Here is a 13,602-nt window from a genome sequence, read left to right on the forward strand (position 1 = left end):
CACCAACGAAGGATCAAAAACCAGTTACACCACTACCAGGGGCTTGACCCCGCACCGCCGATGTCATGAGCAACGACATGCGGCCGGGAAACGCCCCACAACGACTGCACCTGGGCGAATCTCGACATCTGGGCTGTCAGGTCGAGTGGCGCATCGGGGGTGATCGATTGGCCGTATCCCGGCATGTCCCATAGGAACACGCGGTGATCGCGGCCGACATGGCGGGCTACCTCAGCCCACACATGCGCAGACCACGGGGTGCCGTGACACATCACAACCTCTCCAACGGCCCGGTGCGTGGGCTCGAAAACGTACGTCGCAACACGTATTCCGTCGACAGTGAGGTAGTGCGGCCGCGGTAGTTCGGTGTCCATGAGTCAGAACTCGACCTCTCTGGGGTATCGGGATGGATAGACCGCCACGCGCGAACTCAGCGGTGGTTGCTGCACTCAGGTGCGCCAAGAGGGCGTCAGTGCTCTATCGCCTCGGACGCGGGGGTGTCGTCGCAGCTGCGGGCGAGGTCGGTGCGGCACCGGACCGAGTGAAGCAGTGTGCATGCAATGCCGCAAGTGTGGTGCGTACCGCCAGCTCGGCGGCACTGTCATCGAGTAGTGTTGTGGTGGTGAGAAATTGGTAGTACAGCGGCGATGACAGGTGGCGTACGACGGCTGTCACGTCGGTGTTTGCGGGAACGTCGCCGCGGTCGATGGCGTCGAGGATCGGTAGCGACCATTCCTCGACGCGTCGCCGGTAGAACTTGGCCAGTGCGGTCTTGGTGTCCCGATCGTGGGTGGCTGCGGCGATCAGCGCAGCGAACAGAGGCCCTTGACGTGGGTGTGTGAGCGTCCGTACGAGCAGTTCGGCGTTGGCGCTCAGGTCGGCGTCCAGATCACCGGTTCGTGTCGCGGACACCGATGCTGTGGCCATGTCATCGAGCAGGTCGGCCACCAGCGCTTGAGGCGTCCCCCACCGGCGGTAGATCGTGGTCTTTCCCACCCCCGCCGACCGAGCGATCGAGGGCAGGTCGATTCCGGCGAAGCCGTGCTCGATGAGCGCGTCTTCAGTCGCGGTCAGCACCGCCTTGCGTACTGCAGCGGTGCGCCCGCCGGGGCGAGCAACGACCGGATGAACAGCGACCTGAGCGGCACTCGGGCGGGACTGAGCCATGACTCGATACTACGACCGCGCTCGCCTTATCGGGAACCAAGTTCCCTTTATGGTGTTCGGCAGGTATTGTTGCTAATGGTTCTGTTGTCCCGTTAAGGAGTGGGTATGGAGTATCGGCAGGTGGGCCGTTCTGGTCTGGTGGTCTCGGAATTCGGTTTTGGTGCCGCCACATTCGGCGGACGGGGTGAGTTCTTCGGCGCGTGGGGAGACACCGACGTCGTGGCCGCGCGCCGGCTCGTCGATCTGTGTCTGGATGCCGGTGTCACCCTGTTCGACACAGCTGATGTGTACTCCGACGGCGCATCCGAGGAAGTGTTGGGTGCAGCACTACGCGGTCGGCGCGATCGTGTCGTGCTGTCGACGAAAGCCGCGTTGCCCATCGGCGCGGGCCCATCCGATCGCGGGACCTCCCGCACGCGGTTGATCAACGCCGTCGACGCAGCGCTGCGGCGCCTCGACACCGACTGGATCGACCTGTTTCAGCTGCACGCCTTCGATGCCGCCACCCCCCTCGACGAGGTCACCGACACCCTGGACGTGCTCGTGCGCAGCGGCAAGGTGCGCTACACCGGTGTGTCCAACTTCTCGGGCTGGCAGTTGATGAGTTCACTGTCGACCGCCGACCGACGCAACGCCCCACGGCATGTCGCTCATCAGGTGTATTACTCGCTGATCGGGCGCGACTACGAATGGGAGCTGATGCCACTCGCCGCCGCCGAGGGCGTCGGCGCGATCGTGTGGAGTCCCCTCGGTTGGGGTCGACTGACCGGACGCATACGGCGCGACGCGCCCCTGCCACCGACGAGTCGATTGCATTCCACCGCAGACGCCGGCCCACCGGTCGATGACGAACACCTCTACACCGTGGTCGACGCCCTCGACCACGTCGCCGAAGAGACCGGTCACACCGTCGCCCAAGTCGCCCTCAACTGGCTCAGCCGCAGACCCACCGTGTCCAGCGTGATCATCGGCGCCCGCAACGACTCCCAGCTCCTGGACAACCTCGGCGCGGCCGGATGGTCACTGACCACCGAACAGGTCCGCTACCTCGACGACGCCTCAGCAGTCGAGGCGCCCTACCCCTATTTCCCCTACCGACGACAGGAAGGCTTCGCCCTGCTCAACCCGCCCACCGTGTAACACACGTTCCGGCGGACGCCATGGAGACTGTTCAGCTCCCCTTGACGCTCATTGCCCCACCACCTCCTCGCGCACAGAACCTTTGATCGAGACGCTACGAGGGTGGGGGCGTCCGCGAGCACGGTATGGCCGGTAAGCAGGGGGCGGCGGCCACGATGCGATTTCGAGGGGCGTGGACGTGTCGATGTCTGCGATGGTCCCTTTCGCGAGACCATCACCGGAAACTCGGCAATGCCGGGTAGTTTCGCGATCCCCCTAGTAGGCCGGAGTTCACCGTGTCTGGGTGAGGGCCTTGCTTGCTTGCTCGCGAAGCGCCGCGGTGAGCGACGCCAGATTCTGGGAGGATTGCGAGGTCCGGCGGATCGCAATGGATATCGTCCGGCTCGCGTCTGGGTTACTCAGTGGCACCGGAACCACGGTGCTCGGGAGTGGGGCGCGCCCGAGCCGGGGCAGCGCGGTGATGGCGAGGCCGTGCTCGACGAAGCTGACCAGAGAGGCGAACTCGCTGGCCTCGTAGATCGCTGTTGGCCGAAGGGCGAGAACATTCTGATGGCTGGTAAACCAGTCACGGTAGGTAGGATCTTCGCGGGGCGTGAGCGCCCACGACTGCTCGGCCAGATCCTGCAGCGTGAGCGAAGTTGCTCGTGCCAGCGCATGCTGCGCGGGCAGGAGGACGTCGACGGGGTCGACACCGAGAATCTGCTCGTGCACGATCTCGTCATCATGCGGTCGGATCGCTCCCCACTCCTTGATGATCGCGGCGTGAAGACGGCCCGCGCGGAGCAGGTTCAGAGCCTCGTCCGGCTCCAGCTCGCGGGGTCGAATCTTCAGGGCCCGGTAGTCCTCGGCGAGCTCGGCGATAGCGGGAATGAGCAGGCCGCGCAAGCCCGTGGGAAAAGCGCCGACGTCGATCGAGCCAGATGGGACAGACGTTGTGCCATCGGCGAGATCGTCGAGTTCCAACAGCAGGTGACGGCCACGCTCGACCAGGGCCTGCGCGCGATCTGTGAGCATGATCCGACGCCCGGTCCGCTCAACCATGGCTGCACCCAGAGCCCTCTCCAGGCGTCGAAGGTGCTGGGTGACGTTCGACGGGCTATACCCGAGTTCTCGCGCTGCCCCCGTCACGCTGCCTACGTCAGCGACCGCTACAAGCACCCGTAGACCGAGGACATCAATCATTCAGACAAGGTAAACGATCATAGGGACGGTTGCGAAATAGACATGAATGATTTCCCGGCCGCAACATGATGCGTGTGCAGAACGCAGAAGGAGAAGATCCGCCTCGCCGGGCGGTTTGACGCTGGTGAAAGTGTGCCTTTTTCAATAATCCGACCCGAAAGGAACGCGTTATGGACACCTCCTCACTATTGGCGGCCGGTTGGGATATCAATCCCAATGGCACTGCAGACTGGGTGCCGTGGGGCGAGGGCAACCTCGCCAGGGCCAAGGTTCTCGCTTCCGGTGACGGCTACATGCTCGTGTTTGTCGAGGCGCGGGCGGGTTACAGCGGTTCGCCGCACGAACACACCTCGACTGAGTTCTCGTATGTGGTGAGCGGGCGCCTGCGCAATCAGGGCCTTGAGATGACCAGCGGCGGAGGCTATGTCGCAGCCATCGGCTCACACCACGACGACTTTACGGTTCTGGAGGATGCGACGTATCTCTCGGTGTTCCGAATCTAGTTCTGGTGGTGCCAGTCTGACTCGAAGTTGTCTACCGGTGACCGCTAGCCGCCTCCGTCACGCCAGGTCTGCGTCGCCTGCCAGCACACGAATACATGATCACCGCGGTCGTCGGCAGTACCGCTCGCACGCAAGTGCCCACCCGCGCGCGTCGTTCGATCACCCGACTCAGTAACACCCAGCGAGGCGGGGGCGACCATCATCACAGGGGGTTCGATGTAGCAAAGTATTGCTGCACTTCCTTCCATCTTTGCTTCTTCAACAGTGAGGACCCACCCATGCTCCACCGCATCCGAGCAACCGTTGCCGGGATCGCCATGGCCGGCGCCGCAGCAGTATCGATCGCCATCGCTCCGACAGCATCAGCGACCCCAGACCCCGCAACCCCGGTCGCCGCACCGGAATTGACGTTCGCCCTCCCGGCGATCAGCGGCCCGAATGTCGGCCCGGGCTATGTGGGAGGTGGATTGTTTCGCCAGACCCTCGTGACCGCCCGACCCGCCGCCGGATCATCGGTGTCATTCGCGGTCGCCAACCTGGCGCACTACAACACCTTCTACGCCTACCAGTACGTGCAAGTGGCGTGGCGCAACCTCACCACCGGTGCAACCGGCACGGTGAACCTGAGGCACTGGCAGCGACCGAACTTCGCCCTCGGCACCATCCCCCTCACGGGATACCCCTCCACCCTGCCCACCACAGCATCAGCACCGACCGGGGCAGGACCCGTCGTAGCGACCGTGACCGTACTGCGCGAGCAGTACAGCGGCACCGTGGCCAACAACATCATTCCCGGCCTCAACGCACTCCTCGTGCCCTAACCCCTACGACCCACCACACAGACAGCAAGGGGCACAACCGATGAGGCATATCCGCACACTCACCGCCGTCGCGGCCGCCGCCACGGCACTCGCACTGGCCGGCTGTACCAGTGACCCCACCGACACCCCACCCCAGTCACCGTCAGCGTCGAGCAGCGCAGCCACGGGCAGCACCAGCACATCGGCGGCCGGTGAATCCACCGCAGCTCCCGGCGGTACCCCAGGCGCCGAAACCGGCATCGACGCCCCGGATCAACCGCAGCCCACCGAGGTGAGCGGTCCCGCACCCGACCAGGGAGCACCCCCAGCCGCCGAACGCCCGACCGACCCCAACGAACCCTCAGCCGCAGGCACCTACTGCGGCGCCGGCTACAACGGCCTGGCCGTATGGGCCTTCGGACCCGACTGCGCCACCGCCCAATCGGTGTCATCGGCCCTGGGCGCCCAACGCACCGCCGGCGCCCAGTTCCCCATCACAGTCACCGTCGCCGGACAAAATTGGGGCTGCTACCAAGGCGGCACCACCGTGCCCTACATGGAATGCTCCGGCCTCGGCGCCGTCCGACTCACCTCCTGAGACACCTCCTCAGCGTCCGAACCGTCGTGGCTGTGGTCGACCCAGGCGCGCCAGATCCGATTGCCGCGTGAGACAACGCCGAACTCCCCGCGCTCAGGTCACGTGGGGGGGGCTCAGCCCTCGCCGGCGATGGTGAGCACGACCAGCGGGATGGGGCGCTCGACCTTGGACTGGAAGTCCGCCAGCAGTGGGTTGTTGGCCAGCACCCAGGCTGCGAACTCGTCATAGTCCACGCCTTCGAGCACCTTGCCGGCCCCCTGGTGGGTTTTGTTCCGGAACTCGATCCTGACCTGTGGATTCGCTTTGATGTTGTACCACCAAGCCGGGTACTTGTCCTCGATGAACGAGCTCACGTACATGGTGTCGCCGCGGTAACAGGGTCCCAGTGGAGTCGTGTGTGGCTTCCCGCTCTTGGCCCCGATGGTGGTGAGCAGGATGAGGTCGACGCCTGCATAAGCGCCGGCCACCTTGCCCGCGTTCTCACGAAACTCCTTGATCACATCATCGTTCCAGTTGGCGATGCCGCCCTCTTGTTCCCACGCCTGGTTCCACGGCGCGTTCGGATCGTCGTAGTCGGTGATATTGGTCTGATCGGGCTGTCCTGCAGTCGGTTCGCTTCACTCATGATCCGAGTGTGTCGTCGAGTTAGGACAGTTACGGTCCTAACTCAGTCGATACGAAAACTCGTCCTGCCGCCTGTCGGTAGGTGACCCACCGACACGTCGGGGCGGTTGACGTCCGTTTCCGGACACAACCGCCCCGGCGTCGTCGGTTGGGGCGATCAGCTCTGGCCGAGCATCCCCTTCATCTGGTCGATCTCGGCCTGCTGGGCCCTCTTGACCTCTTGGGCAAGGGCTTTCGTCGCGGGGTCGACGCCGTCGGCGAGTACCGCATCGGCCATCGCGATGGCGCCTTCGTGGTGCCGGATCATGCCCTCGAGCCACAGCCGGTCGAACTCCCCACCGCGTGCGTCGCGTAGGGCGGCCATCTGGTCCGGGGTGAGCATGCCGGGCATCGCGGAGTGACCGCCATGGCCCATGTCCCCATGGCCCATGTCCCCGTGGTCGTCGCCCGGCTCGCCCCAGCTCTCGAGCCGGTCCTCCATTTGCTCGATCTCGGCGTCCTGGGCCTTCTCGATCGTCGACGCGAGGGCGATCAGTTCCGCGTTGTCCGTTCGGCCTTCGACGAGTTCGGCCATCATGACGGCCTGGCGATGATGTCCGATCATCGTCGAGGTGAATTCGACATCGGCCTCGTTGTGAGCGGCCGACGCAGGCGCGGAGGTCGTCGCCGACCCGGGGGTCGAGGTGGCACCGGCTGTGGTGCCACCCGGCGAGTCGTCCGGCGAGCACCCGGCGACCGCGATGAGTGCCGCCGCGGCCAGCCCGATTCCCGCCGCTGCCCGGGTACGGCGTCGAGATGTGTTGTACGTGTGCATGAGTGAGTTCCTTGCTGCTGTCGGAGTATCCGGCGGGCGCGACGGCCGGCCGGATGGGAGAGAGATGAGGACAGAGCGGACCCGGCGGTCCGCAGACGCTCGTCTCAGCAGCGGATCACCTGTAGTTGCAGATGGGAGTAGATGGCCCACGGCGGTGGCCGACCCAGGACTGTCGTTCGGCGGCGAGCGATGTCGGCGATGCGCGGCAGCGCCGCGAGCGACCAGACGAGGAGGACGAGCACCACGGCCGGGAGATCGACGCCCGCCGCGCGGATGAAGACGCAGTCGTGCGAGTGCTCGCCGCAGTCGTCGGTGTCGGTCATCTCCGGGCCGGTCATCTCCGGCGCGGCGCTCATCGTCGACGACCCGGTGTGCGCCGAATGACCGGCGTGGTGCGACATCCCGCTGTCGCCGCCGGAAGGCCCGGCCTGGGAATGACCCGCTGCCGAAGCGGACGATGCCGGCGAACCCGCGTGACCCGACACCACCGTGTGCATCAGCATCACGGCGAGCGCGAGCACGAGAACCAGCCCGCGGCGCCGGCGTACGGCACCGCGACCGGTTCCACGGCGGCGGCTCACGGTGCCAGGTTACGAGCTCACGACGCCGGCGTCGACGCCCTGGCGCCGTCGGGGACCGAATCGTCTCCCGATTCCCCCGCAGCCTCTTCGGCAGCCCGCCGTCGTTGTCGTGGGATCAGTATCTTGCGGTCGATGACCAGGTAGGTTGCCACCACCGCGGCGGCCAGCGCCCACCCGAGCACGATGTCAAAGATGTAGTGCTCGGCGGTGTACACCAGGGCGAACGCCATCGCGAAGGCGTAGCCCATGAACAGTGTTTTACCCAGCGCCTTCACGCGTGGCCACATGAAGAGGGCCAGGAGCATAGTCAGACCGGCGTGCAGCGACGGGATCGCGGCCACCAGATTGGACTTGCCCTGACCGACCTCGACGAGGTTCGAGGCCGCGTGGATGTTGAGGAAGCCCCAGCCCCGCGCGGAGATGCGTTCGACGTAGGGATTGGCGTCCGGGTACGCGTTGTCCAGCGGCCCGAGCAGCCCGCCGGGTTCTTTCGCCTCGGGCGAGTACATGCAGATCGGGTCGCGCGGGAAGTCCTGGACCTCGGCCGCGGTGCATCGCGCGGCGGCCCACGGCGGAGCACCCGGGACGAGGGTGTATCCGACGAGGGCGAGAAAAGTCGTCGCCACGAAGCACGCCGCGTAACGTCGCCATGCGGCCCGGTCCTTCAGCCACAGCACCGCCGCGACCGCGTACGGAATGATGAAGTAGGACATGTAGACAACGCTGACGATGACCTCCCACCAGGGCGGGGTCGCCTGCTTGAGGTTCTCCTGCAGCCACGCCGTGGGATTGACACCACCGGTCAGCCAAGCGTCGAAATCGATCGCCAGATGCCAATGGGTGGGCATGTCGACGATGCGCGCGACGTCGCGCGTCCAGTCGTAGAGGATCAGGATCAGCGCGAACGGCGCCCAGTCGATGAGGATCGTGATGAACTTGCGCCGGCCTATACAGGCGGCGGCGAGTCCCAGGCACATCAGGACGATCAGTCGCGTGCGGTCGAATGCGAGGCCATAGAGCGCGACGTGCACCGCCATGAGCACGACCCAGGCGCCGATCGCGATGCGCCGGACCATCGTCAGGTCGCGGCGGCTCTCCGGGTCGGCCTCCATCTCGGCGGCCGCGGCCAAGTCGTCGAGGACCGGATTCACACCCGCGGGACCGGTGTCCTCGCGATCAGCGTCCTCACGTTCGGTGTCCAGCGAGGGGTCGGTCTCGGCGGTCGTCTCGGGATTCTGGCGCTCGTCGCGCTTTGAAGGTCTGCCCGGCTGCGGGACGCCCATCGTCTCGTCGACACTCACCCGACACAACCCCGCCTGTCACACCCCGCAGGGCAACCACCCACTTAACCTGCCGTCAGTGTAATGGCCATCTCTTGTTGGCGAGCGACCCCGACGGTCAGGCATGTCGGATTCGAGTGGTTTCGGCGCGGCGCCGCCCAGCCCACGCGCGCCGAGAGCGGTTTTCGCGGACGCCTCGCCCGACGGGGTGTTGTGGATCACACTGGACTCGTCGATCCCCTGAAGGAGGCCTCGGTGCCCAATCGCTACCTGCGCTACGGCGATCAGCGCTACATCATCAACAAAGAGGCGGAGGCCCGCCTCAACCGCACTCTCGACGCCGTGTACGCCGACGGGACCCGCGGTCACGAGTGGCTGAACCTCTATCACGACAGCGCGGCACCGTGCCGGCTCCTCATCGCACCCGGTGTGCCGATCACCATCGAGACCGAGCCGTGCATGGGTGAGTGACGCCCCGGACAGGGGTTCAGAGACGACGGGACGAATTCCGGCGCCCACGGCGTGTCCGCCGATCGACGTCGACGGGGGCGTCCGACCCTCGGTGAGGGCAACTATCGTTGTCGCATGCGCATCGGAGCACATCTTCGCGAGGACGCCGATCCCCTGGCCACGGCCGCCGAGCTCGGGATCGACGTCTTCCAGATGTTCGTCACGGACCCCCAGAGCTGGAAGAAGCCGCAGCCGAACCCCCGCGCGGCGGAGTTCCGCGAATCCGACATCGACGTCGTTGTGCACTCCAGCTACCAGATCAACGTCGCGAGCCTGAACAACCGGCTGCGGATGCCGTCACGCAAGGCCGTCGAACAGCAGGCCGCGGCCGCCGCCGAGCTGGGCGCCTTCGGACTCGTCGTCCACGGCGGGCACCTGCGCGACGGCGAGGACAGTGCCGAGGGATTCGCCAACTGGCGCAAGCTGTTCGACCGTCAGGTCGACAAGGGCGGCTTCGGTGTCCCGATCCTGATCGAGAACACCGCGGGCGGAGACCACGCGATGGCACGCACCCTGGAGTCGATCGACCGGCTGTGGGAGGCCGTCGGCGACTTCGACCAGGCAAGATTCTGCCTCGACACCTGCCATGCCTGGGCCGGCGGCGAAGATCTGGTCGGGCTCGTGGAGCGGGTCCGCCAGATCACGGGCCGGATCGATCTGGTGCACCTCAACAACTCTCGCGACGAGTTCGACTCTGGTCGCGACCGTCACGCCAACCTCGCGTCGGGGCACATCGACCCCGAGGTCCTCGTCGCGGTCGCCGAGGCGGCGGGCGCTCCGGTCATCCTGGAGACGCCCGGGGACGGCATCCCGGACGATCTCGCCTATCTGCGAGAGGCGCTGTAGGCGTTCACCTCACGAGGTCGGAACCCGCACCGGATAGGCGGCCACGTTCATGACGACCGTCCCCCGGCAGGGCCCGCCGTAGATGGTGGTCCGCCACACACCCTTCAGCGAGCCGTCGCTCTGGGGCTTGTAGGTCGCGACCGACCGCGCCGGCCGCCACACCTTGGGCACGCCCACCCCCTGCCAGCAGTCCCACTGCCAGCTGTAGCGATGCACCCACGAACCGTTCTGCCAGGTGTATCGCGGCGGCTGCGGCAACGTCGGATTGGCCGGCTTGGGACCTCCGACGACGGTCGCGACGCATCGGCTCCGCACGCAGTCGGTCGCGAAGGTGTAGTCGTCGGAGAAATCGGGTTCGCGCTGTCGGGCCGCGAGGCTGGTGCCGGTCTTGGACGCCGCGAACCTCTTGAGCGAGTACACGCCGTCCCACCTCGGCGTGGGCGCCGCGTCCGCGGGGGCGACGCTGACCAGCAGCCCCGCGGCCAGGGCGAGTACCGCGGCGACGACGCTAGCGGAGATGACCACGCCGTTTCGGCGTCCGGCGGTGCGGGCTCTGTCCATTCAGTCATTGGAGCGCAGATCCGGCCCGCGCGTCGGCGTTGGGAGATTCTCGTGTCGAAGTCGCCGCCGGCGCAGATCACACATCTTCCGATTGATCAGACCGGGAGTTCGGTCTATTCTGGTGGTTACCGGCGAGTAACTTAGCTTGAGCCGAACAGTCACCTCGTCCCGGCCGGTACGCGAACATCTCGTGAGCGATCGGACCGGGCCGAAGACGCCAACGCAGACGGCCACACCAGACAAGGAACCACCATGGGCCATTACAAGAGCAACATGCGCGACCTGCAGTTCAATCTCTTCGAACTGTTCGAGCTCGACAAGGTACTGGAGTCCGGCGACTTCGGAGACCTCGACCACGAGACCGCCGTCGACATGCTGCGCGAGGTCCGTGCGCTGGCCGAGGGCCCGATTGCGGAGTCCTTCGTCGACGCCGACCGCAATCCCCCGGTCTTCGACCCCGACGAGCACAGCGTCACGATCCCCGAGTCGTTCAAGAAGTCCTACAACGCCCTGGTCGAGGGCGGCTGGGACAAGATCGGCATCGCCGAGGAACTCGGCGGCCTCCCCGCCCCGCGGTCGCTGTACTGGGCGATCGGCGAGATGATCCTCGGCGCGAACCCGCCCGTGTTCATGTACGCCGCCGGCGCCGGCTTCTCCAACATCTTCTACAACAACGGCACCGACGAGCAGAAGAAGTGGGCCGCCATCTGTTCCGAGCGCGGCTGGGGCGCCACCATGGTGCTGACCGAGCCCGACGCCGGCTCCGACGTGGGCGCCGGACGCACCAAGGCCGTTCAGCAGGAAGACGGCTCGTGGCACATCGACGGCGTGAAGCGGTTCATCACCTCGGCCGACCAGGACATGACCGAGAACATCTTCCACCTCGTTCTCGCCCGCCCCGAGGGCGCCGGACCGGGCACCAAGGGCCTGTCGCTGTTCTTCGTGCCCAAGTTCCACTTCGACTTCGAGACCGGTGAACTCGGCGAACGCAACGGCGTCTACGTCACCAACGTCGAACACAAGATGGGCATCAAGGCCTCGGCCACCTGCGAGGTCACCTTCGGTCAGCACGGCACCCCCGCCAAGGGCTGGCTCGTCGGCGACGTTCACAAGGGCATCGCGCAGATGTTCGAGGTCATCGAGCACGCGCGGATGATGGTGGGCACCAAGGCCATCTCGACCCTGTCGACCGGCTACCTGAACGCACTCGAGTACGCCAAGGAGCGTATCCAGGGTGCGGACATGACCCAGATGACCGACAAGGCCGCACCGCGCGTGTCGATCACCCACCACCCCGACGTGCGTCGGTCGCTGATGACCCAGAAGGCCTACGCCGAAGGTCTGCGCGCGATCTACCTCTACACCGCGTCGCACCAGGACACCGCCGCCGCACAGATCGTGTCGGGCGCCGACCCCGAGATGGCCCACCGCGTCAACGATCTGCTGCTCCCGATCGTCAAGGGCGTCGGCTCCGAGCGCGCCTACGGCACGCTCGGCCACGAGTCGCTGCAGACGCTCGGCGGTTCCGGATTCCTCCAGGACTACCCGATCGAGCAGTACATCCGTGATTCCAAGATCGACTCGCTCTACGAGGGCACCACGGCCATCCAGGCCCAGGACTTCTTCTTCCGCAAGATCATCCGCGACAAGGGCCAGGCCCTCGCACACGTCGCCGGGCAGATCCAGACCTTCATCGACTCCGAGGCGGGCAACGGCCGGCTCAAGACCGAGCGGACACTGCTGAAGACCGCGCTCGACGACGTGCAGGCGATGGCCGCGTCGCTGACCAACGATCTGATGGCGGCACAGGAGAACTCGGCCGAGCTCTACAAGGTCGGACTCGGTTCGGTTCGCTTCCTGATGGCCGTCGGCGACCTGCTCATCGGCTGGCTGCTCCTCCGCCAGTCCGAGGTCGCCCTCGCCGCCCTCGACAACGGGGCCTCCGACGCCGACAAGTCCTTCTACGAAGGCAAGGTCGCCGTGGCCAGCTTCTTCGCCAAGAACATGCTGCCGCTGCTCACCTCCGTCCGCGTCACCGTCGAGAACATCGACAACGACATCATGGAACTCGACGAAGCGGCCTTCTGAGACACTCTCCGCTCAACAAGAACTCCCACCGGTGCAATCGCCGGTGGGAGTTCTCGTTTGCGTCGCGGCGGCGACGTCATTCGATGACGCTGAAGCAGTACCCGACCGGCTTCGGCTTCTCCGCGAAGTAGGTCCCGTCCGAACCGGAACAGTCGGGCTCGCCCGCTGCCTTCGTGTCGACACGAATATTGGTTCCACCCGATACCGGTGAACCACAATCGATCTCACGGATGTCGGCAAGCGCGGTCCCACCGGTCGCAGACGGCAGATGGTAGCAACGACCCTCCTGGTACACCTGCGCCAGGCACAGCGCGCCGTCCTCTCCCGCGACCCAGTACCGCGAGTACTGAGGTCCGCAGAGTCCCTGCGAGATGGACTTCTCCGCGACGACGAAGTGGAAATCGGTGTCACCACACGATACTTCTGTGGCCTTGAGCGTGTCCGGCTCCGCGGTCACGGTGATGCAGTCGCCGGCGTCGACGTCACTGACGTCCGAGATCCCGCCACCCTGCGCCGACGACACCAGCACCCGCGCCACGCCGCCGGCGATCACGATCAGCAACAACACCCCCACGACGCCCAGTGCGACCCACAAGCCGGTGCGCTTCTTCTTCGGCGGCGGGAACGGCGGCCCGGGTGGGTACATCCCTCCCGGCATCGGACCGCCTGGATACGGCTGCGGCGCGCCGTAGGGCATCTGATTCGGTGGCGGAGCCCCGTAGGGCTGATTCGGTGGCGGGAACCCGCCGTGCGGTGGGTACTGGACGGGTTGTTGTTGTGGCCCGTATCGCGGGTCCCCCGGCTGATATGGCGAGTTGGTCACGCCGCGAAGACTACCGGCCCCCACCGGCACGGCAGAATTCTCTACCGCGGATCGATCACTCCAGAAAGTGAGGCAGTAACCGGTG

16 protein-coding genes are annotated in these 13,602 nt (G+C 66.0%); 7 read left to right on the plus strand and 9 right to left on the minus strand.

Translation table 11 applies throughout. The features are described from left to right. Positions 1–32 precede the first annotated feature (32 nt). Both AC3B5T_RS04835 and AC3B5T_RS04840 read right to left on the minus strand, forming a co-directional pair. Positions 33–374 (minus strand): alpha/beta fold hydrolase, encoded by a 342-nt coding sequence (locus tag AC3B5T_RS04835; RefSeq protein WP_488358334.1) that lies wholly within the window; start codon positions 372–374, stop codon positions 33–35. A 103-nt stretch (positions 375–477) separates the two neighbouring features. Beyond that, positions 478–1,167: a TetR/AcrR family transcriptional regulator gene (locus AC3B5T_RS04840; protein WP_055475670.1), complete on the minus strand. Its 690-nt coding sequence runs from the start codon at positions 1,165–1,167 to the stop codon at positions 478–480. 105 nt (positions 1,168–1,272) lie between these two features. Here AC3B5T_RS04840 and AC3B5T_RS04845 point away from each other — a divergent pair, with 105 nt between their 5' ends. After that, positions 1,273–2,307 carry an aldo/keto reductase gene (locus AC3B5T_RS04845; RefSeq protein WP_055475669.1) on the plus strand — a complete coding sequence of 345 codons (1,035 nt, stop codon included), beginning with the start codon at positions 1,273–1,275 and terminating at the stop codon, positions 2,305–2,307. Positions 2,308–2,577: 270 nt separating this feature from the next. Here AC3B5T_RS04845 and AC3B5T_RS04850 read toward each other — a convergent pair whose 3' ends face one another. After that, positions 2,578–3,489: a LysR family transcriptional regulator gene (locus tag AC3B5T_RS04850; RefSeq protein ID WP_084817245.1), complete on the minus strand. Its 912-nt coding sequence runs from the start codon at positions 3,487–3,489 to the stop codon at positions 2,578–2,580. A 170-nt stretch (positions 3,490–3,659) separates the two neighbouring features. Between AC3B5T_RS04850 and AC3B5T_RS04855 the strand changes: the two genes are divergently transcribed. The 3 genes from AC3B5T_RS04855 (at position 3,660) to AC3B5T_RS04865 (ending at position 5,390) form a co-directional block, all read left to right on the plus strand. Next, positions 3,660–3,992 carry a cupin domain-containing protein gene (locus tag AC3B5T_RS04855; RefSeq protein WP_055475667.1) on the plus strand — a complete coding sequence of 111 codons (333 nt, stop codon included), beginning with the start codon at positions 3,660–3,662 and terminating at the stop codon, positions 3,990–3,992. A 278-nt stretch (positions 3,993–4,270) separates the two neighbouring features. Beyond that, positions 4,271–4,813, plus strand: a complete 543-nt coding sequence (locus tag AC3B5T_RS04860) for a hypothetical protein (RefSeq protein ID WP_055475666.1) — start codon at positions 4,271–4,273, stop codon at positions 4,811–4,813. 40 nt (positions 4,814–4,853) lie between these two features. Continuing rightward, positions 4,854–5,390, plus strand: coding sequence for a hypothetical protein (locus AC3B5T_RS04865; protein WP_055475665.1), 537 nt, complete (start codon positions 4,854–4,856; stop codon positions 5,388–5,390). A 113-nt stretch (positions 5,391–5,503) separates the two neighbouring features. On the opposite strand, the gene AC3B5T_RS04870 is transcribed toward AC3B5T_RS04865, so the two are convergent. The 4 genes from AC3B5T_RS04870 to AC3B5T_RS04885 form a co-directional block, all read right to left on the minus strand. Then, a complete protein-coding gene (locus tag AC3B5T_RS04870) occupies positions 5,504–5,890 on the minus strand; it encodes a nitroreductase/quinone reductase family protein (protein WP_010843363.1) in 387 nt (128 codons plus the stop codon). 281 nt (positions 5,891–6,171) lie between these two features. Beyond that, the gene (locus AC3B5T_RS04875; RefSeq protein ID WP_055475663.1) at positions 6,172–6,828 is read right to left on the minus strand and encodes a DUF305 domain-containing protein; all 657 of its coding nucleotides are present in this window, start codon (positions 6,826–6,828) and stop codon (positions 6,172–6,174) included. 104 nt (positions 6,829–6,932) lie between these two features. Further along, positions 6,933–7,409 carry a hypothetical protein gene (locus tag AC3B5T_RS04880; protein WP_035717679.1) on the minus strand — a complete coding sequence of 159 codons (477 nt, stop codon included), beginning with the start codon at positions 7,407–7,409 and terminating at the stop codon, positions 6,933–6,935. 17 nt (positions 7,410–7,426) lie between these two features. Continuing rightward, on the minus strand, positions 7,427–8,710 hold the full coding sequence (locus AC3B5T_RS04885) for a phosphatase PAP2 family protein (RefSeq protein WP_010843360.1): 1,284 nt from the start codon (positions 8,708–8,710) through the stop codon (positions 7,427–7,429). Positions 8,711–8,944: 234 nt separating this feature from the next. On the opposite strand from AC3B5T_RS04885, the gene AC3B5T_RS04890 reads away from it, so the two are divergent. Both AC3B5T_RS04890 and AC3B5T_RS04895 read left to right on the plus strand, forming a co-directional pair. Further along, positions 8,945–9,160: a hypothetical protein gene (locus AC3B5T_RS04890; protein WP_014928319.1), complete on the plus strand. Its 216-nt coding sequence runs from the start codon at positions 8,945–8,947 to the stop codon at positions 9,158–9,160. A 114-nt stretch (positions 9,161–9,274) separates the two neighbouring features. Continuing rightward, entirely contained in the window at positions 9,275–10,045 is a 771-nt protein-coding gene (locus AC3B5T_RS04895) for a deoxyribonuclease IV (protein WP_055475662.1), read from the plus strand. Between the two features lie 9 nt (positions 10,046–10,054). Here the strand turns inward: AC3B5T_RS04895 and AC3B5T_RS04900 are convergent, their stop codons facing one another. Beyond that, positions 10,055–10,606 (minus strand): Rv2253 family sensor-like surface protein, encoded by a 552-nt coding sequence (locus tag AC3B5T_RS04900; protein WP_010843357.1) that lies wholly within the window; start codon positions 10,604–10,606, stop codon positions 10,055–10,057. Positions 10,607–10,858: 252 nt separating this feature from the next. Between AC3B5T_RS04900 and AC3B5T_RS04905 the strand changes: the two genes are divergently transcribed. Further along, complete coding sequence (locus AC3B5T_RS04905; RefSeq protein WP_055475661.1) at positions 10,859–12,694, plus strand: acyl-CoA dehydrogenase; 1,836 nt, start codon at positions 10,859–10,861, stop codon at positions 12,692–12,694. Positions 12,695–12,770: 76 nt separating this feature from the next. Here the strand turns inward: AC3B5T_RS04905 and AC3B5T_RS04910 are convergent, their stop codons facing one another. Continuing rightward, positions 12,771–13,517, minus strand: a complete 747-nt coding sequence (locus AC3B5T_RS04910; RefSeq protein WP_231632685.1) for an LppU/SCO3897 family protein — start codon at positions 13,515–13,517, stop codon at positions 12,771–12,773. Between the last annotated feature and the right edge of the window lie 85 nt (positions 13,518–13,602).

The organism is Gordonia sp. G4, assembly GCF_057770005.1.